Raw genomic sequence first — 21187 nt, 5'->3', positions numbered from 1 at the left:
GAATCCGGGCAGAGAACGAGGGGATCGGTTGTGACGGAGCACAAGCGCGGCGGGGACCTGTCCCTCGGCGGGCAGCGCGTGCACGAGCGGCTCAGCCGGGACGAGCCCGAGCTGATCGCGCGGGTGCTCGGACGCATCCAGGCCGAAGTCGCCGACTACCGGCGGCTGCCCGTGGAGGAACTGGACGGCGACATCGCCGGCATCACCCGGCAGGCGGTGCGGGCGTTCGCGCGGAGCCTGCGCGAGGACCGTGAACTCGACGCCGCCGAGCTGCGGCAGATCGGCGCGTCGGCGGTGCGCCGGGCCGAGGAGGGCTTCCCGCTGGAGGCCGTGCTGACCGCCTATCACGCCGGCGCGCGGGAGATCTTCGCCGTCGGCTCGGCCGGTTCCGGCAGCGCGGACGTCGCCGACCTCCTCGAAGTCGCCGACCGCGTGCTCGCGTTCGCCGGCACGGTGACCGCCGCGGTCACCCGCGGCTACCTGGAGGAACTGCGGACGAAGGTCGGGCAGGAGCACACCGCGCGCCGCACGCTGCTGTCGGTGCTCGTCGACGGCGGCCCGGTCGACGTCGTCGCGCGCAGTGCCGGGATCACGCTGCCCGCGCGGTATCTGGTGCTGAGCGTGGAACTCGGGCCGCACGCCGACGAGGCGGCACCGGGTGTCGACGCCGGGATCGCGGTCCGCCGCAAGCTGCGCCGGTTCCTCGCGGCGTTCGAACGCTGCTGCGGCGACGGCGTGCTCGCCTCGCTCGACGGTCCCGGCGGGCTGGTCCTGCTCCCGCTGGCCGGGCGGCTTTCGGAAGTCCCGGGGTGGCACGAGCTGCTCGGCGAGGCCGGGCGCGCGGCGGGCGTCGCCGTCCTCGCGGCGGCGGAGACGGCGGCGCCGCCGGAGGTCCGAGAAGCCGCGGCGCAGACCGGGGAAGTGCTGGACGTGCTGCGCTGGTTCGGCCGCCCGCCGGGGCTGTACCGCCTCGACGACGTCCTGGTCGAGTACCAGCTGACCCGCCCGGGCGCGGCCCGCGACCGGCTCGCGGCGATCCTCGCGCCGCTTCAGGCGCACCCGGAGCTGATCGAGACGCTGGAGACCTACCTCGCCCAGGACACCAACCGCCGCCGGACGGCCACCCGTCTGCACGTCCACCCCAACACGGTCGACTACCGCCTCCGCCGGGTCCGCGACCTCACCGGCGCCGACCCCCTCCACCCGGCAGGCCTGCCCCGCCTCATCGCGGCACTGGCGGCCCGCCGCGCCTCGGCCCCCTGACGTGTCGTCCCTCAAATCACGCGTGTCGTCCCTCTGATCACGCGTGTCGACCCTTGCCTCACGGCGTCGGGAGAACCCGGCCGGACGACACGCGTGCCCGGACGGACGACACGCGTGATTGAAGGGTCGACTCGCGTGATTGAAGGGTCGACACGGCGGCGTGGAGGAGAGCCCCGGTGAGCAGGACCGCGGTGAGGACGAAGGCGGCGACCGCCGAAGGCGGGCCGAAGTGCAGCTCGCCCGCGCGGCCGAGGACGAAGCCCGTGTGCAGGGCCCAGGCGATCAGGGTCGTGCCGGACGCGGCCGCGAAGGTCGTGCGGAAGGTCGCGGCCAGCACGACCGCGCCCAGCGTGACCAGCGCGTACCAGGGATGGGCCGTCGCCCCGGCCAGGTCCGCCGCGGCCGTTGCCGCGACCGCCGCCACACAGCCGAACGGGAACCCGAACCCATCAGTCATCCGGTCAGTCCAGTCCGTGACCGCGCCGCGGGCATGAGCCCGGACACATTCCCTACGCGCGGGCGCCCCGATCTTTACGTTTCATTTACTCCGGTCACGCGCTCGATGGCGTCGGCGATCCGGGGCCAGACCGCGCGCGGCAGGTTGTGCCCCATCCCGGGGATGATCAGCAGCTCCGCGCCCGGAATCGCCTCCGCCGTCGCCTTGCCGCCGCTGACGTCGATGAGCGGGTCGGCGTCGCCGTGGACGACCAGGGCAGGCAGCCGCACCTCGCGCAGCCGCGCGGTGCGGTCGCCGGAGGCGACGACCGCCGCCGCGTGCCGCAGCGTGCCCACCGGGTGGCGGGCGCGGTCGTAGTGCAGGGCGGCCTTGGCCAGCAGGAACGCCTCGTCGTCGGGATAGCCGGGGGAGCCGAGCTTCCGGTAGCCCTCGACGCTGTCGGCGATGGCCTGCTCGCGGGTGGTCGCCGGCGGCCGGGTCAGCAGGGCCAGCGCCCACGGCTCGGCGCGCCCGACCGCCGGGTCGCCGGTGGTCGACATGATCGACGTGACCGACAGCAGCCGGTCCGGGTGGTCGATCGCCAGCTGCTGCACGATCATCCCGCCCATCGACGCGCCGACGACGTGCGCCCGCGCGATGCCGAGCGCGTCGAACAGCCCGACGGCGTCGTCGGCCATGTCGGACAGCGTGTACGGCGCCGTCGTGAGGTCGCCGGCGGCCAGCGCGGCGAGGTCCGGCGGCGGCAGGTGGTCGAGCCACGTCGAGAGCCCGACGTCCCGGTTGTCGTAGCGCACCACGAAGAACCCGCGCCCGGCGAGCAGCTCGCAGAAGGCGTCCTCCCAGGTGATCATCTGGGCGCCGAGCCCCATCACCAGTACCAGCGGCGGGCCCGCCGGGTCGCCGAAGGTGTCGTACTCGAGCTCGAGACCGTTGGCCTGTGCACGTGCCATGCCCCGATCCTGCCGTACCCGCGCGACGCTGGCCCGCTCCGGCGGCGGCGGTTACCGTTACGCCCCATGCCGACCTCATCCTCGGGCACCGGACAGCGGCCGCGGTCACGCGCCGCGGCGGGACTGCCGGCGCTGACGGCCGACCACATCGTCGGCGCGGCCACCGAGCTGACCGCGCAGCGCGGCCTCGACAACTGGACGCTGCGGGAGCTGGCCCGCGCGGTCGAGGCGTACCCGGCGGTGATCTACCACCACGTCGGCGACCGGGACGCGGTCGTCAACGCCGTCGTCGACCGCGTGGTGAGCCTGCTGGAGCTGCCCGACGAGCGGCTGCCGTGGCAGGCGTGGTTCACCGAGCTGCTGGCCGGCCTGCGCGCCCTGCTGCGGACCTACCCCGGCTGCGCGCGGCGGCTGGCGTTGTTCGGCCCGTCGGTGCAGGCGGCCGCACGCAGCATCGACGCGGGCATCGGCGTCCTGCTTCAGGCGGGGTTCGGCCGGGAGAGCGTGCCGGCCTACCACCTGCTGCTGATGACGGCGTGCCAGTTCGTCGCGATGGAGGACGACCGCGACGGCGCGCTGGCGCTGCAGATCGGCAACACCGAGGCGTACGCGGCCTACCGCGAACGGCCGGACCTGCCCGGGATGGCCGAGCTCGGCGCGGCGATGCACGACCTGATGGGCGACCCCGACCTGGCCGCGGGCTACTACGCCCAGCTCTACGACTACGCGGTCCGGCGGTGCCTCGACGGGCTCGGCCACCGCCTCGGCCAGCTGCGCGAAGCGGGCAGCGCGGGGCTGACAGCGACTTGACAGTGCGGCGGCGTACCGTGGGCGTGCGTCGGTGGTTCGCCCACCGACCCGGAGCCCCCGGCGCCCTCCTCCCCCTCGTGGTGCCGGGGGCTTCGGTCTATTCCCGGCCGCCCTGGCGCGGCGACGGCGGCTCCGCCTGGATCGCCGGGAAGACTTCGCCGACGAGCGTCACGAGCGACTTCGACAGCAGCAGGTGCACCTGTTCGCGCGTCAGCGACCCGCGCACCAGCCACTCCCGGCCCGCCGCCTTCACCATCCCGCCGAACGCGCGCACCAGCGCGTTCAGCTCGGGCCCGTGCTCGCTCTCCCGCGACAGCCCCACGGCTTCGAGCACGCGGTCGGCGGACTCGCGGTCGGCTTCTTCGAGGATGCGCTCCACTTCGAGGTCCCGCCCGATGCCCTCGGGCGCGATCGCGGCCAGCCACATCCGCTCCTGGCTGGTGACCATGTCGAGGAACCACTCGATGGCGACGTCGGCCCGCAGTTCCAGCGGCCCGTCCGGGAGGATTTCCACGGCCAGCCGCGGCACGGTCAGCGCGCGGCGGATGATTTCGAGGTACAGCTCGCGTTTCGTGCCGAAGTAGTGGTTGATCAGCCCGCGCGCCACCCCGGCCGCCGCCGCTATGTCCGATGTGGACACTTCAGAGTAGGGACGTTCACCGAACAGCCGCGCCGCGCAAGCGTAGATCTGTTCCTTCCGTTCGTCCGGTTCCAGTCTTCGCCATCTCGGCGCCGGCTCGGTGTTCATCCGCCCATGGTCGCACGGGCCCCCGGCCGGAGCAGGGCAATGCGCACGATGTCGGACGCCCCCGGCGGCCAATCCCACGATCGGGGCACGGCCGGTCCGGGAGAGTGATCGCCCGCCGGTCCGGTCCGTCAGTCCGGAAGGGCGATCGGCGCGATGTCCGCGAAGCCGTCGCCGGGTCCCGGATTCGCCGGATGCGTTTCCCCGCCGAAGTGGTGCAGCACGCCCCACACCGCGTTGAGTGCCGTCTGGACCGCGCCCTCCGCCCAGCCCGCGGTCCACGAGATGTCGTCGCCCGCCAGGAACAGCCCGCGGTAGCGCGGCGGCAGCTCGTCCTGCACGAAGTGCGTGAACAGCCGGTGCTGGTAGCGGTAGTGGCCGGGCAGGTTGGCCTTGAACGCGCCCATGAAGTGCGGTTCCGCCTCCCACGACACCGTCACCGGGTCGCCGATGATGTGCCGACGGACGTCGACGCCGGGGTAGATCTCGCGCAGCGACTGCAGCATCACCTCGACGCGCTCGGTGACCGAAAGCGGCAGCCACTTCAGCGAATCGTCGGCCCACGTGTAGGACAGGCAGATCACCGCGGGCTTGTCCGGGTCGTCGCCGAGCAGGTAGGTGCCGCGCGGCATGCGGTCGGTGAGCGTCATGCTCATCGTGTCGCGGCCGGTCGCCGGGTCGCGGTCCAGCCAGAACGGCCGGTCGACCGGGACGAACACCTTCGACGACTCCATGTAGTGCGTGCGCTCGATCGCCGTCCAGTGGTCGATCGGGAACAGTGCCTCGTCGCATTCGATCTTGGACAGCAGCATCCAGCTCTGCGCGGTGAACACCGCCGCCGGGAACGTCCGGATGTGCCCGTCCGCGTCGGTCACGGTGATGTTGTTCGGCGCGGTGCGGTGCAGCCGCGTGACGCCCGGCCGGGGACGGCCGTCGTGCAGCGACGCCAGTGTCGTCCCGGACGGCCAGAAAGCGATTTCCGCCGGGGCGTGCTCCCACAGCCGCAGTGGCAGCTGCCTGCTGCCGCCGACGATGCTGCGGTGCTCGTCGTCGGCGCCGGTGTAGACCACGCGCAGGATCTCCAGGATGGAGTTCGGGAAGTCGGTGTCCCAGCCGCCCGTGCCGAAGCCGACCTGGCCGAAGATCTCGCGGTGGCGGAAGGAGGCGAACGCGGGGGAGTCGCAGAGGAAGCCGTAGAACGTCTGGTTGTCCAGCCGCGGGACCAGCTCGTTCCACAGGCGCTTGATCGTCTTCGCGTCGCGGTCGCGGATGGCCGTCTGCATCTCGGCGAACGACGCGTGCTCGGCGAGCGTCCGGTCCCAGGCTGCCGCGACGTCGCGGAAGACGGCGGGCAGGTCCTCGGGCGTGCGCGCGTAGTGGCTCTGTCCTTTGAGGTCCACGACGGTGCTCGGCGTCCCCGGCGCCAGCGGGTTCGGGAACGGCGTCGTCTCCAGCCCGACCTTGTCGATGTAGTGGAACAGCGCGGTCGACGCGGGCGGGAAACGCATCGCGCCCATCTCCGCGACGACGTCGTCGGGGCAGCCGGGGAACCGCACCGTGCGCAGCCTGCCGCCGATCTCGGCGATCTCGTACACCACCGGCCGCAGCCCCAGCTTCATCAGCTCGTACGCGGTGACGATGCCGGAGAGGCCGCCGCCGATCACGGCGACCTCGGTGCCGTGCCGCTCGGCGGGCACCGAGCCGAGCCCGGCCGGGTGGGCGAGGTAGTCGTCGTAGGCGAACGGGAAGTCCGGCCCGAACATCGTGATCGGGCGGCCCGCCGGTTCGTCGTGGTGGATCGCGGTCGGGACGGCGGAGGTCATGCGGTGGTTCCCCGGTACAGTTCGGGCCGTCGGTCGGCCAGGTGGGTGTTCTCCAGGCGGGACGCGGTGACGGCGTCGCGCGTGACGTCGGCGGCGATCACCCCGGGCCCGGATCCGGCGCGGGCGAGCACCTCACCGGTCGGGGCCACGACGCAGGACCGGCCGCAGTAGGTCAGTTCCTGCTCGGTGTCGCAGCGGTTCGCGTAGGCGACGAACAGCTGGCTTTCGTAGGCGCGCGCGGGCACGAGCGTGTCGGCGACGACCTCGTAGGGACTCATCAGCGCGGTCGGCACGACCAGCAGTTCGGTGCCGGCCAGTGCGTGCGCGCGGACCAGCTCCGGGAACTCGACGTCGTAGCAGATGAGCAGCCCGACCCGGACGCCGCCGAGGTCGGCCTGCACGACCGGCTCGTCGCCGGGGGTGAACCACGCCCGGTCGAGGTCGCCGAACAGGTGTGTCTTGCGGTAGTTGGCCAGCCGCCGCCCGGTGGCGTCGACGAGCTGGACGCTGTTGTAGACGTGCTCGCCGTCGGTTTCCGGGTAGCCGTACACCAGCGCGGCGCCCAGTCGCCGGGCCAGCGCGGCCATCCGGGCCGCCGTCGGCCCGTCGGAGGGTTCGGCGAGTTCGTGCGTGCGCGCGCCGATGTGATAGCCGGTGGTGCCCATCTCCGCGGTGACGACGAGGTCGGCGCCGCCGCCGGACAGGGAGCCGAGCGGGCCCTGGTGGATCGCGACCCTCATGCCAGCCTCGACCTCCGGATCCCGTAACCGAAGTAGATCAGCAGGCCCAGCACCATCCAGGCGCCGAAGACGACCCAGGTCGCGCCGTCGAGGCTGAGCATCATGTACGCGCAGCAGAGCACGCCCAGGACCGGCGTGACCGGCGCGAGCGGCACGCGGAACGAGCGCGCCCGCTCGGGCTGGCGCCGCCGCAGGATCAGCACGGCGACGTTGACCAGCCCGAACGCGAACAGCGTCCCGATGCTGGTGGCGTCGGCGAGCTTCCCGAGCGGGATGAACGCGGCCAGGACGGCGACGAAGCCCGACACCACGAGCGTGTTGATCCGCGGCGACCCCGTCCTCGCGTCCACTTTGGACAGCGACGCCGGGACGAGCCCGTCGCGGGACATCGCGAAGAGGATGCGGGTCTGTCCGTAGAGGACGGTCAGCACGACACTGGAGATCGCCACGATCGCGCCGACGGCCAGCAGCCCGGCCCAGAACGGGTTGTCCGACACGACGCTGAGCACGTGCGAGAGCGCGGCCTCCTGGCCGTCGAACTCCTGCCACGGCAGCGCGCCGACCGCGGCGACGGCGACCAGGCAGTACAGGACCGTGACGATGCCGAGCGAGAGCAGGATCGCGCGCGGCAGGTCGCGCTGCGGGTTCTTCGCCTCCTCGCCCGCGGTCGAGGCCGCGTCGAAGCCGATGTAGGAGAAGAACAGCTTGGCTCCGCCGGCACTGAGCCCGGCCAGCCCGAGCGGCAGGAACGGCGTGAAGTTGCGGGCCCGCACGGCGCTGAACGCGATGACGCAGAACAGCACCAGCGTGCCGATCTTGACCACCACCATGACCGCGTTCGCCCGCGCGCTCTCCTTCGCCCCGGACAGCAGCAGGACCATCGCGAGGAGCACGACGAGGATGGCGGGCACGTTGACGACGCCGCCGGAGCCGGGTGGCTGGCTGAGCGCGTCCGGGATCGCGAAGCCGAAGGCCAGCCGCAGCAGCTCGTTGAGGTACTGCCCCCAGCCGACGGCCACGGACGCGACCGAGACGCCGTATTCGAGCACCAGGCACCAGCCGCAGACCCAGGCGACCAGCTCGCCGAGCGTGGCGTACGCGTAGGAGTAGGACGAACCGGACAGCGGGATCATCCCGGCCAGCTCGGCGTAGGACAGCGCCGAGAACAACGCCGTGACCCCGGCGAGGACGAACGAGAGGACCACCGCGGGCCCGGCCACCGGGACGGCCTCGCCGAGCACGACGAAGATCCCGCTGCCCAGCGTCGCCCCGATGCTCAGCATGGTGAGCTGCCCGAGGCCGAGCGACCGCTTCAACGTGCCATGATCACCTTCGGCGACCAGGTCGGCGACCGGTTTCCGCCGCGCCGTCGCGGCCCGTAACTTCATGCCGACGACCGTATCGGCCGCTCCCGGCGGGCAAAACAGGAGAACGTTGCGCGTACAGATGAATCACAGGTGATTCATTGCACAAGACAGTCGGATCGTGGCGATTCGTTCCGAGTTTGCGCGAATCCGCCGCCGGGTGTCGGATTGCCGGTGAGCCGTTCGTGGAGCAGGTGAGCGGCCGCCAAGAGGGCGCCGCCAGGACCCCACAGGGGATGAAGATGTCGCACCAGCAGCCCGTCGCCCGCCGCATGTACGACCTGGTCGAGCCGCTCGGCCTGGTGCCCTACTTCGCCGACGAGTCGGACGAAGCCCTGATGGCGCTCGGCCTGCGCAACCAGTGGGACGCCTACTTCGCCGGCCGGGCGGCGCCGTTCGGTCCGTCGGTGCCCGCCGAGGTGATCCACGCGGTCTTCTACAACTTCGCCCCCGGCGAGGTCGCCCGCCACATTCCCCGGGTGTGGGACGTGACCACGCCCGAGGCGGCGCTGGCCGCCCGGGAACGCGGCTGCGTCGCGGGCATGCGCCGCATCCTCGGTGCCCTCGCCGACGACCCGGCCGTCGCCCGGGCAGGCGACCTGCTGCTGAAGGCCGCCACCAGCGCGCCCGTGGAGGGACGGCCGCTCTACGCCGCCCTGCGCACGCTCCCGGCACCGCAGGAACCGGTCGCCCGGCTGTGGCACGCGACCACGCTGCTGCGCGAGCACCGCGGCGACGGCCACATCGTCGCCCTGATGGCCGAAGGCATCGGCGGGACCGAGGCCCACGTGCTCCACGCACTGGCCACCGGCACGCCCGCGAAGAGCTTCGGTCGCGTCTGGCACCTGCCCGCCGCCCAGCTGGACGCGGTCGTCGACGGCATGCGCGCCCGCGGTCTCGTCGGCCCCGACGGCTGGCTGACCGACGAAGGCCGGGCCACGAAGGACCGCGTCGAGGCACTGACCGACCGTCTCGCGGAGGCCCCGTACACGATCCTGAGCCCGGGCGACCTCGACCGCCTGATCACCGACCTCGCCCCGATCTCGGCCGTCTTCCGCAAAACCTTCCCGATGTAGCCAGGGGAATCACGCGTGTCCCGAGGGGTATCACCCGTGATCCGGCAGGCATCACGGCCGATGCCCCTCCAATCACGCGTGATGCCTCTCCAGTCACGTGTGATGCCCGGTTCGTCACGCCGGGGCGTCGGCCGGGAGGAGCAGGGTGAACGTCGGCGGGTGGGGACGGCTCAGGCGCAGCCGTCCGCCTTCGGCCTCGGCGAGGCTGCGGGCGAGCCGCAGGCCGATGCCGTGGCCGCTGGCCGCCGTCGCGAACGGGTCGGTCTCGCCGAGGTCCGGGCCTTCGTCGGCGACGTCGATGGCCAGCGCGTCGCCGGCGTCGCGGGCCACCACGGTGACCCGGCCACGGCCGTGCGTCGCCGCGTTGTCCAGCAGCACGCCGAGGACCTGCCGGACCGCCGCGGCGGCCGCGTGGGCAGGCGGCGGGTCCTCCCGGACGATCCGCAGCGTCCGGCCCTGCGGCACCAGCAGCGTCTCCCCGGCCTGCCGGACCTCCTCGAGCAGCGCGTCGAGATCCAGCTCGGCGCGCGGCGCCCGGCGTTCGCGGCCCAGTGACAGCAGGTCCTCGATGGTGCGTTCCAGCCGGTCGGCGGACGCGATCCCGGCGCGGATCGCCGCGTACGGGTCCGCGGCCGGGGTCTCCAGCGCCGCTTCCAGCTGCAGGCGCAGCCCGGTCAGCGGGGTCCGCAGCTGGTGCGACGCCTCCGCGGAGAACGCGCGCTCGCGTTCCAGCGTCTCGCCGATCCGGGTCGCGGTGGCGCCCAGTGCCTCGCCGACCTGGTCGATCTCGGCGATGCCTGCCCGCGGCGACCGGGCGGTGAAGTCGCCGTCGCCGAGCCGCTCGGCCGCGGCGGCCAGCTCTTCCAGCGGCCGGACCAGCCGTGCCGTGAACCGCCGGGCGAGCAGCCAGCTCACCCCGGTGGTCGCGAGCGCGAGCCCGGCCATGCCGACCCAGGTCAGGATGATCCGCAGCCGCAGCTCGGACTGCGGCAGCGCGGCGCGGACCACGCCGGTCACCCGCGGCCCGCTGATGACCGGCACGGCCAGCGCGATTTCGTCGCCCTCGCGGCCGATGACGACGTCCACCGTCGCCTGGGCCGCCTGCCGCTCGACCGGGCCGCCGACGGCCGGTCCGTGCCCGGCGAGCAGCCGCCCGTCCGTGGCGTAGACCCCGACCTCGCCGTCGGTTTCGTCGTCCTCCTCGTCACGCGGGGGCACGACCGGCCGCCGCCCGGCGTTCAGGTCCGCCGCCACGACCAGCGCGACGGTGTCCGCGGCTCGCTCCAGGTCGCCTTTCGCGTCGTCGTGGTAGTACTGCCAGACCGCGATGCCCAGCGGCAGCGCGAACAGCACGGTCGCGACGAGGGCGGCCAGCACCGTCAGCGAGGTGATCCGGCGGCGCACCGGTCAGCCTTCGGCCGCGGACCGCGCCGGGTCCTCCAGCCGGTAGCCGTGCCCGCGCAGCGTCGCGATCCGCGGCACCTCGGCGTCCGGTCCGGCGGCCGCGGCGAGCTTGCGGCGCACCGCCGCGATGTGCACGTCCAGCGTCTTCGTCGAGCCGTACCAGTGCGCGTCCCAGACCTCGGCCATCAGCGTCTCGCGGCTGACCGCGACCCCGGGCTGCTCGGCGAGCCGGGCCAGCAGGTCGAACTCCTTGGCCCGCAGCACCACCTCGCGCCCGTGCAGCGTGGCGCGGCGGCCGGCGATGTCGACGGTCAGCCCGCCGACGTTCACCGGCGGCCGGGCACCGGCGGGCGCGCCGCGCCGCAGGTGCGCCCGCACCCTGGCCAGCAGCTCGCCCAGCCGGATCGGCTTGGTGAGGTAGTCGTCGGCGCCCGCGTCGAGGCCGACGACGACGTCCATCTCCTCCTGCCGGGCGGTGAGGATGACCAGCACCGACGCGGGCAGCGCGGTCCGCAGGCGGCGGCAGACCTCGACGCCGTCGAGGTCGGGCAGGCCGAGGTCGAGCAGCACGAGCTCGAAGTCACCGGCTTCGGCGGCCTGCTGGGCACTGCGCCCGTCGCGTCGCCAGCACACTTCGTAACCGTGCAGTCGCAGGGTCGATTCGAGCACGCTGCCGATCGCCGCGTCGTCTTCCACCACCAGCAGCTTCGACATGCGGGAAGCCTAACCAACCCTTCATCGGGAACCGGGTGATTGTGGTCTATTCCGTCCGCGTGCCGAGGCCGATCTGCGATATCCGGCGCGCGGCCGCGGTGACGGCCTCGCAAAACGCAGCAACCTCGGCATCGCCGAACCGCCCGGCCGGCCCGGTGAGAGTGAGCGCGGCGAGCACCCGCCCCTCGCCGTCGTGCACCGGCGCGGCGACGCTGGACGCTCCCGCCTCCGGCTGTCCGTGGCTGACTGCCGCACTCGGGGTGCCGCCGTCGTGCACAGGTGCGGCGACGCTGGCCGCGCCCGCGGTGCCGCCGCCGAGCACCTGCCCGGCGGCGCCGCAGTCGAGCGGCAGCTCGTCGCCGACGCGGCCGACGTGCCGGATGGCCCGCGTTCCCTCCTGCTGGGCCACGCAGACCAGCACCGAACTGCTCCGGACGTAGAGGTTCACCGTCTCGCCGCACCCGGCGGCCAGCTCGCGCAGCACCTGGCGGACCGGCTCGGGCAGCTGCCACGCCGAGTTCGCCAGCTGCGCCCAGCGCAGCATGCCGGGCCCGACCGTGATCCGCCCGTCGGGGCGGGTCCACAGCAGGCCGCGCTGCTCGCAGGTGGCGACCAGCCGCAGCACGGTCGTCTTGGCCAGGCCGCTGGCCGCCGTGAGGTCCTTGACCGTCCACGTCCGGTGGCGTTCGGTGAACAGGGCGAGCAGGTCGAACGTGCGCAGCACGCTGCGGACCGCTCCGTCGTCACCGTCCGGTTTCATCGCGCGACCCCCGGACCCAGCGTACCGCTTGGTGGACCATTCAGGCCACGTACCGGTCGAACGCCGTGACGGTCTCCGCGAGCACTTCCGCTCCCGGCCGGGCCCACAGTTGCGCGTTGAACACCTCGACCTCGATCGGGCCGTCGTACCCGGCCGCCTCGACACAAGCGCGCAGGTGCCGGTGGTCGATCGGGCCGTCGCCGGGCAGGGCCCGGCCCAGCAGCGGATCGGGCAGCGGCACGAGCACGTCGCACACGTGGAAGCCGGCGATCCGGCCTGCCGCCGCGGCGATCGACTCCTCGATCCGCGGGTCCCACCAGACGTGGAACTCGTCGACGATCACGCCGACCTGCTCGGCGGGGTGCTCGCGGGCGACGGCCAGCGCCTGGTCCACAGTGGACAGCACCGAGCGCTCCGCGCACTGCATCGGGTGCAGCGGCTCCAGGCCGAGCCGTACCCCGCGTTCCCCGGCGTACGGCGCCAGCTCGCCGACGGCGTCGGCGACCCGCTGCCGCGACGCGGCCAGGTCGTTGCCCGCGATCCCGCCGACCACCAGCACGAGCACCTCGGCGCCGAGCGCGGCGGCCTCGTCGATCGCCTCCCGCGTCTGCGCGACGCCGTCCACCGGCGCGCCTTCCGGCGTGACCCCGGTGAAGAACCCGCCGCGGCACAGCGACGACACCCGCACGCCGTGTTCCTTGAGCAGCCGCGCGGCTTCGTCGACGCCGGTTTCGGCGACCTTGTCCCGCCACAGCCCGATCCAGCCGACGCCCGCCGCGGCACAGCCGGCCACCGCTTCGGGCAGCGACCACGACCTGGTGGTGATCTGGTTGAGGCTCAGCCGCGGGTCCATCACGCCACCCCCGCCGCCTGCAGCAGCGGCCGCATCCGCGCCACGGCCAGGTCGGGATCGGCGAGCACGCCTGCCTCGTCGGCCAGCCGCAGAAGCGTCGCCAGGTGGGTGATCGTGCGCGCGGACTCCTGCCCGGCGATCATCCGGAAGTGGTTCTGGTGGCCGTTGAGGTAGGCCAGGAAGACCACGCCGGTCTTGTAGTGCCGGGTCGGCGCGCGGAAGATCTCGCGCGACAGCGTCACGGTGGGGTCGAGCAGCGTGCGGAACCCCGCGCGGTCGCCGTCGTCGAGCCGGGCCAGCGCGGCCGCGGCGACCGGCGCGATCGGGTCGAAGATGCCGAGGAGGGCCTCGCTGTGGCCGTCGGCGTCGCCGGCGATCAGCTCGGGGTAGTTGAAGTCGTCGCCGGTGTAGCAGGCGACGCCCGGCGGCAGCGCGCGGCGGAATTCGGTCTCGATCGCCGCGTCCAGCACCGAAACTTTCACGCCGGCGATGGTGCCGGCGTGCTCGGCGCACAGGGCCGCGAGTTCCCGGGCGGCGGCGCGGACGTCGTCGTGGCCCCAGTAGCCGGCCAGCGCGGGGTCGAACTGCTCGCCCAGCCAGTGCAGCAGGACCGGGCCGCCGGCCTCGGACAGCAGTTTCCCGTACGCCGCATGGTAGTCGCCGGGGCCGGTGGCGGCCGCGGCCAGCGCCCGGCTGGCCATGACGACGGGGACCGCGCCGGCGCCGGAGACCAGCTCCAGCTGCTCGCGCCAGGCGTCCACAATGGACGTGATGGTGGCCGGACCGGCGGGCAGCTGGTCGGTGCCGACCCCGGCGCACCACCGGCGTCCGGCCGCGATCGCGCCGGTGCGCGTCACGAGTTCCTGCGTGGTGTCCCAGTCGAGGCCCATGCCGCGCTGCGCGGTGTCCATGGCCTCGGCGACGCCGAGCCCGCACGCCCAGAGGTGTTCCCGGAAGGCGAGGGTGGTGTCCCAGTCGACGGCGTAGGGTTCGCCGGCCAGCGCGTCGGCGACGACGTGCGCGGCGGCGTAGGCGACGCGCGACGCCGGCGGCGTCTTCGGCGGTACGGGCGGCCGCGTCCCGGACGGCGACCAGTTCAGCAGCTCGCCGCCGGGAGCCGGGAGCACGAGCATTCGAGGACCTCCGGAAGAGTCTGAAAGCGCTTTCTCATGCCCACGGTAGGGCCTGTGCCGGGGTACGACAAGGCCCTGGTGGGGTCAGCGCCGGGGGCGTGCGGTGCTCTCGCGCAGCACGACCTCGCCCGACAGCCGGACCGTCCGCGGCCGGGCGCCCGCGGAGCCCTTGATCGCCAGGTCCATCGCCCGCTCGCCCAGCTCCTCCAGCGGCAGCCGGACCGTGGTCAGCGCCGGGGCCAGGTCGCGGACCACCGGGATGTCGTCGAAGCCGGCCACCGAGATGTCGCCGGGCACCGACAGGCCTTCCTCCCGCAACGCCGTCAGCGCGCCGATCGCCATCACGTCGGTGACGGCGAACACGCACGTCGGCAGCTTGCGCCTGCGGCCGGCGAGCAGCCGCTTCGTCGCTTCGTACCCGCCGTCGCGGCTGAACGCCGCCTCGATGACGTCGTCTTCGCGCAGCTCGATGCCGTGCGCAGCCAGCTCGGCGGAGAACCCGGCCAGCCGGTCGATCACCGTGCTCAGCCGCCGCGGGCCGACGAGCACCGCGAACCGCTTGTGTCCCTGCTCGACCAGCGCCTTCGCCAGCGCGGCCGCGCCGCCCTTGTTGTCCGGCTGGACCGTGTCGATCTTGAGGCCGCGGTGCCTGCTGACCGCCGCCACCTGGCCGCCGCCGCGGCGGTAGGGCTCCAGCTCGGCCGCCATCGCGCGTTCCCACGCCCGGTCCTCGAACGCCGAGCCGATCAGCAGGATCGCCGCCGCCCGCTGCGCGCGCAGCGTCGAGACGTAGGCGACCTCGCGGTCCGGGTCGCGGAAGGTGCCGGCGAGCATCACGAGCAGCCCGTTGTCGGTCGCCACCCGCATCACCCCGCCGGCGATGGCGGCGAAGTACGGGTCGCTGACGTCGTGGCAGATCACCCCGACCGTGCGATGCGTGCCGCCGGCCAGCGCCTGCGCGTGCGCGTTCGGGGCATAGGCCAGCTCGGCCGCGGCGGCGGACACCCGCTCCCGCAGGTCGGCGCGGACGGACGCGGTGCCGTTGAGCACCCGCGACGCCGTCGCGAGCGAGACGTTCGCGCTGCGTGCCACATCTTCCAGTGTCACGTGCGGCCGGGCCTTCATGGCTCCTCCAAGATCATTCTCGGGCGTACCCGTGTGCTCGGTCGGTGCAATCTACTGGGAGTCGGCCGGGAAGGGAGCCGCCGCTACTCCGCGAACGTACCCCGATCGAGTGAAATGCTGCGGGAAGATCGCCGGAGGTGTGTTTGTTGTCGTCGGCGGGAACCGTTGTGTGGTGAGCCCGCCACATCCCGATGACAGCGAAAGGAACCCGCATGCTGTTCGGTGACGAGCACGTCCGCCGCTACGAGGAGACCGACGGCGAGGTCGGCCACGACTGGCAGGAAGGCGTCCCGACGCTGGTGCTGACCACGAAGGGCCGCAAGACCGGCCAGGACCGCAAGTTCGCCCTGATCTACCAGGAAGTCGACGGCAACCCCGTGATCGTGGCCTCCAAGGGCGGCGCGCCGAACCACCCGGGCTGGTACCTCAACCTGCTGGAGCACCCCGAGGCCGGCGTGCAGATCAAGGCCGACAAGTTCAAGGCCCGCGCCCGCACGACGTCCGGCGAGGAGCGCGCGAAGCTGTGGGAGAAGCTCGCCGCCGTCTGGCCGGACTACAACGAGTACGCCAAGAAGACCGATCGCGAGATCCCCGTCGTGGTCCTCGAGCGGCTCTGAAGTTACTCCTGTGATCTGCGCCGCGTTCGGCGCGAGCGGGGGCCGCACCGGCGGGTCGTCGGCTACGAATGACACTCATGACCGACCGCCGGAGTGCCCTCGAAGGTGAGCTGCTGACCCGACGCCAGATGATCGCCTACGGCCGGCGCTTCGCCCGCGCCGGCCGGGGCGCCTGGTACAGCCTCGCGATCGAGGTGGTCTGGCAGTTCCTCGCCCAGACCACCCGCTTCCGCGTGCGCGGGTCGCACCACATCCCCCGGACCGGCGGCGTGCTGGTGGCGTCGAACCACCTGTCCTTCGCCGACCCGACGACGCTGACCGCGTTCTGCCTCGCCGCCGGCCGTGTCCCGCGGTACCTGGCGAAGGCGTCGCTGTGGCAGGTGCCGGTGGTGCGCTCGGTGATGCGGTCGGGACGGCACATCCCGGTCTACCGCGGCGCCGCGACGGCGGCGGAGGCCTACCGCGACCTGGTCGCCTCGGTGCGGGCGGGCGAGTGCGTCGCGGTGTTCCCGGAAGGCACCTTCTCGAACGACCCCGACGGCTGGCCGATGCGCGGCAAGACCGGCGTCGTGCGCGCGGCGCTGGAAACCGGGGCGCCGGTGATCCCGGTGGCCAACTGGGGAACCCACCACCTGCTGCCCTCCACGTCGTGGTGGCCGCGCGCGGTGCCGCGCAAGACGGTCGAGCTGGTCGCCGGGCCGCCGGTCGACCTGTCGGACCTGGCCGGCCGCGAGCTGAGCCGTCCGGTGCTGGAGGAGGCCACGGCCCGGATCATGGCCGCGATCACCGAGCTGCTCGTGGAGATCCGCGGGGAGAAGCCGTCGATCGCTGCCTGAAATTGTCGGTGGTGGGTGAGAGCCTGCCGTCATGACCATTTCAGGGTTCGGCTACCAGCAGGTTCCGGTCGGGAATCTGAGTATCAACGTCGCGGTCGGCGGCTCCGGGCCGCCGGTCGTGCTGCTGCACGGATTTCCGCAGACGCACCTGGCCTGGCGGCACGTCGCGGCGTCGCTCGCCCGCGATCACCGGGTGATCTGCCCCGACCTGCGCGGCTACGGCGGCAGCGGCAAACCACCCACCGGCTACTCGAAACGGGAGATGGCCGCGGACGTCGTCGAACTGGCCCGCGCGCTCGGCCACGAGCGGTTCGCGCTGGCCGGGCACGACCGTGGCGCGCTGGTGGCGTTCCGTGCGGCGCTCGACCACCCGGAAGCCGTCGGTCACCTCGCGGTGCTCGACGTCATCCCGGTCGTGGACCTGTGGGAGTCGCTGCACGGCACCGACGGGGTGTTCGCGTTCCACCTCTTCCTGCTGGCTTGCCAACCGCCACTGCCGGAACGGCTGCTCGGCGCGGCGCCGTCGGAGTTCTTCGGCCACTTCCTCGACGTCTGGACCCGCGACCCGGAGGCGATCCCGCCACCGGTCCGCGCGGAGTACCTGGCGGCGGCGTCGGCACCGGAGGCGATCGCGGCGGTGTGCGCGGACTACCGGGCGAGCGCGACGGTCGACGCGGAGCACGACGCGGCCGACCGCGCGGCGGGCCGTCAGCTGGCGATGCCCGTCGCGGCGTTGTGGCAACGGCCGGTCGCCGAGCTGCCCTTCGATCCCGCGAAGGTGTGGGGTGCGTGGGCGCCCGACCTGCGGACGCACGTGCTGGACTGCGGGCACTTCCTGCCCGAGGAACGACCGGAGGAGGTGGTCACGGCGTTGCGCGAGCTGCTGGCCCGCTGAGTCCCGGGTCACCCCGCCAGGCTGTCGTGAAGAGGGTAGCTCCGCCTTCCTCCCCACCGCCACCCTCAACGGAGGCGCTGCGCGCCGCTGTAGCCTCCAAGCATGAGTGCACAACACTTTGATGTCGTCGTGCTGGGGGCCGGGGTAGGCGGCTACGTCGCGGCGATCCGCGCGTCCCAGCTGGGGCTGAGCGCCGCGGTGGTCGAGGAGAAGTACTGGGGTGGCGTCTGCCTGAACGTCGGGTGCATCCCGTCGAAGGCACTGCTGCGCAACGCCGAGCTGGCGCACGTCGTGACGCAGGAGGCGAAGGCGTTCGGCATCTCGTCCGACAGCCCGATCCGCGTCGACTACACGGCCGCGTACGAGCGGAGCCGCAAGGTCGCCGAGGGGCGCGTCAAGGGCGTGCACTTCCTGATGAAGAAGAACAAGATCACCGAGTTCGACGGGCACGGCACGTTCGTCGACGACCACACGATCGAGGTGAACGGCGAGCGGATCACGTTCGGCCACTGCGTCATCGCCACCGGCGCGACCACGCGGCTGCTGCCGGGGACGTCGCGCAGTGAGCGCGTGGTGACGTACGAGGAGCAGATCCTCTCCAGCGACCTGCCGTCGAGCATCGTGATCGCCGGCGCGGGCGCGATCGGCGTGGAGTTCGCGTACGTGCTGCACAACTACGGCGTCGACGTCACCATCGTCGAGTTCCTCGACCGGATGGTGCCGCTGGAGGACGCCGAGGTGTCGGCGGAGCTGGCACGCCGGTACCGCAAGCTCGGCATCAAGGTGCTGACCTCGACGCGGGTCGAGTCGATCGACGACTCTGGTGCGTCGGTGCGCGTGACGGTGTCGTCGGAGAAGAACGGGCAGCAGGTCCTCGAAGCGGACAAGGTGCTGCAGGCCATCGGTTTCCAGCCGCGCGTCGAGGGCTACGGCCTGGAGAAGACGGGCGTGGCCCTGACCGAGCGCGGCGCGATCGCGGTCGACGGCCGCGGGCGCACGAACGTCCCGCACATCTTCGCGATCGGCGACGTGACGGCGAAGCTGATGCTGGCGCACGCGTCCGAGGCGATGGGCGTGGTGGCGGCGGAGACGATCGCGGGCGCGGAGACGATGGAGCTGGACTTCCCGATGATTCCGCGCGCGACCTACTGCCAGCCCCAGATCGCCAGCTTCGGCTGGACCGAGGAGCAGGCCCGCGAGAAGGGCTTCGACGTCCAGGTGGCGAAGTTCCCCTTCACGGCCAACGGCAAGGCCCACGGCCTCGGCGACGCGGCGGGCTTCGTCAAGCTGATCAGCGACGCCAAGCACGGCGAGCTGATCGGCGGTCACCTGATCGGCCCGGACGTGACGGAGCTGCTGCCGCAGCTGACGCTGGCCCAGCAGTGGGACCTGACGGTGCACGAGGTGGCCCGCAACGTCCACGCGCACCCGACGCTCGGCGAGGCGGTGAAGGAAGCGATCCACGGCCTCGCGGGTCACATGATCAACATGTAGGAACGTCGAAGCGGAGCTCCGGCCGTTCCCACCCGACCTTCGGCGGTCGCGGCGGGATCGTGCCGGTGCGCCGCGCGCCCACCCGCACGTAGAAGGACAGCGCGGGCGGATGGGCGACGACGCGGACGCTGCGCAGCCCACGTCCCCGAGCCTCGCCGAGCATGTGCGCCACGAGCTGCCGCCCGACCCCAAGCCCCTGTGCGGAGTCGGCGACGAACAGCAGATCGAGTTCCGCGGGGTCTTCGATCAGCGCGTAGAAGCCGACGATCTCACCCGCGGAGGTGGCAACGAAGGTGGGGTGCGCTTCGACGTAGGCCGGCGTGACCTCGTAGCCGTCCAGGATGGACGCATAGCCGCCTTGGTAGGCCGAGGAGGTGTGCATCAGCTCGGTCAGGACACCGGCCTGGCCTGCCGTGGCGCGGACGATTTCGATCTGGCCCATGCACCCGAGCCTACGATGAGAAAATGACGGACCCCGACCGGCTCCGGAATCTGCTGTCCCGCAACGAGATCCTCGTCGAAGTCCTCGAACGCGCGCGAGAACTGGCCTTGCCGGACTGGTACCTCACCGCGGGCTGCGTGGTGCAGACCGTGTGGAACGTCCTGACCGATCGCGAACCGGCGCAGGGCATCGAGGACTACGACCTGTTCTACCACGATCCCGCGGACCTGAGCTGGGAAGCCGAAGACCGGGTGATCCGCCGGGCCGCCGCCGCGTACGGCGACCTCCCCGCCGAAGTGGAAGTGCGCAACGAAGCGCGCGTCCATCTCTGGTACGAAGCGAAGTTCGGCGTTCCCTGCCCGCCCTTCGCGACGGTGGAAGCCGCCATCGATGCGTTTCCGGCCGTCTGCTCCTGCGTCGGTGTCCGCCTCGAACGCGACCGGACGTGGCACTTCCACGCGCTGCACGGCTGCGAGGACCTCTTCGCCCTGGTCGTCCGCCCGAACCGGGTACTGGCCCCGCGGGCGGTCTACGAACGCAAGGCCGCCCGGTGGCAGCGGGAGTGGCCGCGGTTACAAGTCCTCCCGTGGTCTTGACTTCAAGCTTACTCGAAGTTCCACGCTGAACTCCGGAACGAACTGGAGGGAAGCCGTGAAAGCTGTTGCGTTCACCGAGTTCGGCGGGCCGGAAGTGCTGCGCGTCCTCGAGCTGCCCGAACCGCATGCCGGGCCGGGGCAGGTGCGGGTGCGGGTGAAGGCCGCCGGGGTGCAGCCGTACGACGCTGCCGTGCGGGCCGGGTGGGAGCCGCCCGGGCTGGTTCTCGGGTGGCCGCGGGTGCCGGGGAACGAGTTCGCCGGCGTCGTCGACGAAGGCGGCGGGGACATCGCCGCCGGGACCGAAGTGCTCGGCTTCACCGCCGTGCAGGCCGCCGCCGAGTACATCGTCGTGCCCGCCACCGACGTGACGCCGAAGCCGCCGGAAATGCCGTGGGAGGTCGCCGGCGGGTTCACCGCGGGCACGCAGACCGCGTCCATCGCCCTGGAGGCCCTGCAGGTGAAGGCGGGGGAGACGCTGCTCGTCCACGGCGCCGCCGGGTCGGTGGGCACCGCCGCCGTCCAGCTCGCGCGGCTCAAAGGCGCCCGGGTGATCGGCACCGCGAGCGAAGCCAACCAGGACTACCTGCGCGGGCTGGGCGCCACGCCGGTCGTCTACGGCGAAGGGCTCCGGGAGCGCGTCGAGGCCGCGGCGCCGCAGGGTGTCGACGTCGTGCTGGACGGTGCGGGTGGCGCGGCACTCGATCTCTCACTCGAACTGGTGACGGACCGCAGGAGGATCCTCACGCTCGTCGACCACGGGCGGGCCGCGGAACTCGGGGTGCTCGTCTCGAAATCCGGACGCTCCGCCGCGCGGCTCGCCGAGCTGGCCGCGCTCTACGCCAAGGGCGACCTGCGCTTCCACGTGCGCCGGACCTACCCGTACACCGAGGCCGCGGCCGCGCACCGGGAAATCGAGACCGGGCACGGGCGGGGAAAAATAGTTCTCACGTTTCCCTGACCGTTCCAGCATGTGAACCCTGAAGCGTTCCCGACTTTGGTCGGTGGACCCCGGACCAGTCACTCCTTAGATTCTCCCCATTACACCCGGTCGGGTGTCATTCGGTCGAGCGGCCGAGTACCACAGGGAGAC

Annotated in this window: 22 protein-coding genes; 9 read left to right on the top strand and 13 right to left on the bottom strand. The window is 72.5% G+C overall.

Features of this window, described 5'->3' with window-relative positions:
* Nucleotides 1–30: 30 nt before the first annotated feature.
* A complete protein-coding gene (locus ABJI51_RS34965) occupies nt 31–1263 on the top strand; it encodes a PucR family transcriptional regulator (RefSeq protein ID WP_348955373.1) in 1233 nt (410 codons plus the stop codon).
* A gap of 58 nt (nt 1264–1321) precedes the next feature.
* Here the strand turns inward: ABJI51_RS34965 and ABJI51_RS34960 are convergent, their stop codons facing one another.
* Both ABJI51_RS34960 and ABJI51_RS34955 read right to left on the bottom strand, forming a co-directional pair.
* Complete coding sequence (locus ABJI51_RS34960; RefSeq protein WP_348955372.1) at nt 1322–1720, bottom strand: hypothetical protein; 399 nt, start codon at nt 1718–1720, stop codon at nt 1322–1324.
* Nucleotides 1721–1794: 74 nt separating this feature from the next.
* Nucleotides 1795–2670 (bottom strand): alpha/beta fold hydrolase, encoded by an 876-nt coding sequence (locus tag ABJI51_RS34955; protein ID WP_348955371.1) that lies wholly within the window; start codon nt 2668–2670, stop codon nt 1795–1797.
* A gap of 66 nt (nt 2671–2736) precedes the next feature.
* Between ABJI51_RS34955 and ABJI51_RS34950 the strand changes: the two genes are divergently transcribed.
* Nucleotides 2737–3480: a TetR/AcrR family transcriptional regulator gene (locus ABJI51_RS34950; RefSeq protein WP_348955370.1), complete on the top strand. Its 744-nt coding sequence runs from the start codon at nt 2737–2739 to the stop codon at nt 3478–3480.
* 97 nt (nt 3481–3577) lie between these two features.
* Here ABJI51_RS34950 and ABJI51_RS34945 read toward each other — a convergent pair whose 3' ends face one another.
* The 4 genes from ABJI51_RS34945 to ABJI51_RS34930 all read right to left on the bottom strand — a co-directional run bounded on the left by ABJI51_RS34945 (nt 3578) and on the right by ABJI51_RS34930 (nt 8176).
* Entirely contained in the window at nt 3578–4228 is a 651-nt protein-coding gene (locus ABJI51_RS34945; RefSeq protein ID WP_348955369.1) for a TetR/AcrR family transcriptional regulator, read from the bottom strand.
* A gap of 128 nt (nt 4229–4356) precedes the next feature.
* Nucleotides 4357–6048 carry a flavin monoamine oxidase family protein gene (locus ABJI51_RS34940; RefSeq protein WP_348955368.1) on the bottom strand — a complete coding sequence of 564 codons (1692 nt, stop codon included), beginning with the start codon at nt 6046–6048 and terminating at the stop codon, nt 4357–4359.
* A complete protein-coding gene (locus ABJI51_RS34935) occupies nt 6045–6788 on the bottom strand; it encodes a carbon-nitrogen hydrolase family protein (protein ID WP_348955367.1) in 744 nt (247 codons plus the stop codon). The genes ABJI51_RS34940 and ABJI51_RS34935 overlap by 4 nt, the downstream gene beginning before the upstream one ends.
* Entirely contained in the window at nt 6785–8176 is a 1392-nt protein-coding gene (locus ABJI51_RS34930; protein ID WP_348955366.1) for an amino acid permease, read from the bottom strand. The genes ABJI51_RS34935 and ABJI51_RS34930 overlap by 4 nt, the downstream gene beginning before the upstream one ends.
* A gap of 218 nt (nt 8177–8394) precedes the next feature.
* On the opposite strand from ABJI51_RS34930, the gene ABJI51_RS34925 reads away from it, so the two are divergent.
* Nucleotides 8395–9228, top strand: a complete 834-nt coding sequence (locus ABJI51_RS34925) for an SCO6745 family protein (RefSeq protein ID WP_431605695.1) — start codon at nt 8395–8397, stop codon at nt 9226–9228.
* Between the two features lie 114 nt (nt 9229–9342).
* Here the strand turns inward: ABJI51_RS34925 and ABJI51_RS34920 are convergent, their stop codons facing one another.
* The 6 genes from ABJI51_RS34920 to ABJI51_RS34895 form a co-directional block, all read right to left on the bottom strand.
* Nucleotides 9343–10632, bottom strand: a complete 1290-nt coding sequence (locus ABJI51_RS34920) for a sensor histidine kinase (RefSeq protein ID WP_348955364.1) — start codon at nt 10630–10632, stop codon at nt 9343–9345.
* A 3-nt stretch (nt 10633–10635) separates the two neighbouring features.
* Nucleotides 10636–11346 (bottom strand): response regulator transcription factor, encoded by a 711-nt coding sequence (locus ABJI51_RS34915; protein WP_348955363.1) that lies wholly within the window; start codon nt 11344–11346, stop codon nt 10636–10638.
* Between the two features lie 46 nt (nt 11347–11392).
* Nucleotides 11393–12106 carry an IclR family transcriptional regulator gene (locus tag ABJI51_RS34910; RefSeq protein ID WP_348955362.1) on the bottom strand — a complete coding sequence of 238 codons (714 nt, stop codon included), beginning with the start codon at nt 12104–12106 and terminating at the stop codon, nt 11393–11395.
* A 40-nt stretch (nt 12107–12146) separates the two neighbouring features.
* Nucleotides 12147–12959: a sugar phosphate isomerase/epimerase family protein gene (locus tag ABJI51_RS34905; RefSeq protein ID WP_348955361.1), complete on the bottom strand. Its 813-nt coding sequence runs from the start codon at nt 12957–12959 to the stop codon at nt 12147–12149.
* Complete coding sequence (locus ABJI51_RS34900; protein ID WP_348955360.1) at nt 12959–14092, bottom strand: DUF993 family protein; 1134 nt, start codon at nt 14090–14092, stop codon at nt 12959–12961. Before ABJI51_RS34900 ends, ABJI51_RS34905 begins: the two co-directional genes overlap by 1 nt.
* A gap of 84 nt (nt 14093–14176) precedes the next feature.
* The gene (locus tag ABJI51_RS34895; RefSeq protein ID WP_348955358.1) at nt 14177–15217 is read right to left on the bottom strand and encodes a LacI family DNA-binding transcriptional regulator; all 1041 of its coding nucleotides are present in this window, start codon (nt 15215–15217) and stop codon (nt 14177–14179) included.
* 212 nt (nt 15218–15429) lie between these two features.
* On the opposite strand from ABJI51_RS34895, the gene ABJI51_RS34890 reads away from it, so the two are divergent.
* The 4 genes from ABJI51_RS34890 to lpdA all read left to right on the top strand — a co-directional run bounded on the left by ABJI51_RS34890 (nt 15430) and on the right by lpdA (nt 19059).
* Complete coding sequence (locus ABJI51_RS34890; protein WP_348955357.1) at nt 15430–15834, top strand: nitroreductase family deazaflavin-dependent oxidoreductase; 405 nt, start codon at nt 15430–15432, stop codon at nt 15832–15834.
* A 77-nt stretch (nt 15835–15911) separates the two neighbouring features.
* Nucleotides 15912–16670 (top strand): lysophospholipid acyltransferase family protein, encoded by a 759-nt coding sequence (locus ABJI51_RS34885; RefSeq protein ID WP_348955356.1) that lies wholly within the window; start codon nt 15912–15914, stop codon nt 16668–16670.
* A gap of 31 nt (nt 16671–16701) precedes the next feature.
* Entirely contained in the window at nt 16702–17565 is an 864-nt protein-coding gene (locus ABJI51_RS34880) for an alpha/beta fold hydrolase (RefSeq protein WP_348955355.1), read from the top strand.
* Between the two features lie 102 nt (nt 17566–17667).
* Complete coding sequence (gene lpdA / locus ABJI51_RS34875; protein ID WP_348955354.1) at nt 17668–19059, top strand: dihydrolipoyl dehydrogenase; 1392 nt, start codon at nt 17668–17670, stop codon at nt 19057–19059.
* On the opposite strand, the gene ABJI51_RS34870 is transcribed toward lpdA, so the two are convergent.
* Complete coding sequence (locus tag ABJI51_RS34870) at nt 19049–19501, bottom strand: GNAT family N-acetyltransferase (RefSeq protein ID WP_348955353.1); 453 nt, start codon at nt 19499–19501, stop codon at nt 19049–19051. The genes lpdA and ABJI51_RS34870 overlap by 11 nt on opposite strands.
* Before the next feature lie 23 nt (nt 19502–19524).
* Here ABJI51_RS34870 and ABJI51_RS34865 point away from each other — a divergent pair, with 23 nt between their 5' ends.
* Together ABJI51_RS34865 and ABJI51_RS34860 are read left to right on the top strand one after the other, a co-directional pair.
* On the top strand, nt 19525–20097 hold the full coding sequence (locus tag ABJI51_RS34865) for a nucleotidyltransferase family protein (RefSeq protein WP_348955352.1): 573 nt from the start codon (nt 19525–19527) through the stop codon (nt 20095–20097).
* Between the two features lie 55 nt (nt 20098–20152).
* Complete coding sequence (locus ABJI51_RS34860; protein ID WP_348955351.1) at nt 20153–21055, top strand: NADP-dependent oxidoreductase; 903 nt, start codon at nt 20153–20155, stop codon at nt 21053–21055.
* Nucleotides 21056–21187 lie beyond the last annotated feature (132 nt).

This window comes from Amycolatopsis melonis (assembly GCF_040064235.1).
GTDB classification, from domain to species: Bacteria; Actinomycetota; Actinomycetes; order Mycobacteriales; family Pseudonocardiaceae; genus Amycolatopsis; species Amycolatopsis melonis.
The sequence above is the reverse complement of the archived record's forward strand: the minus strand, read 5'-3'. Positions and strand labels throughout refer to the sequence as shown.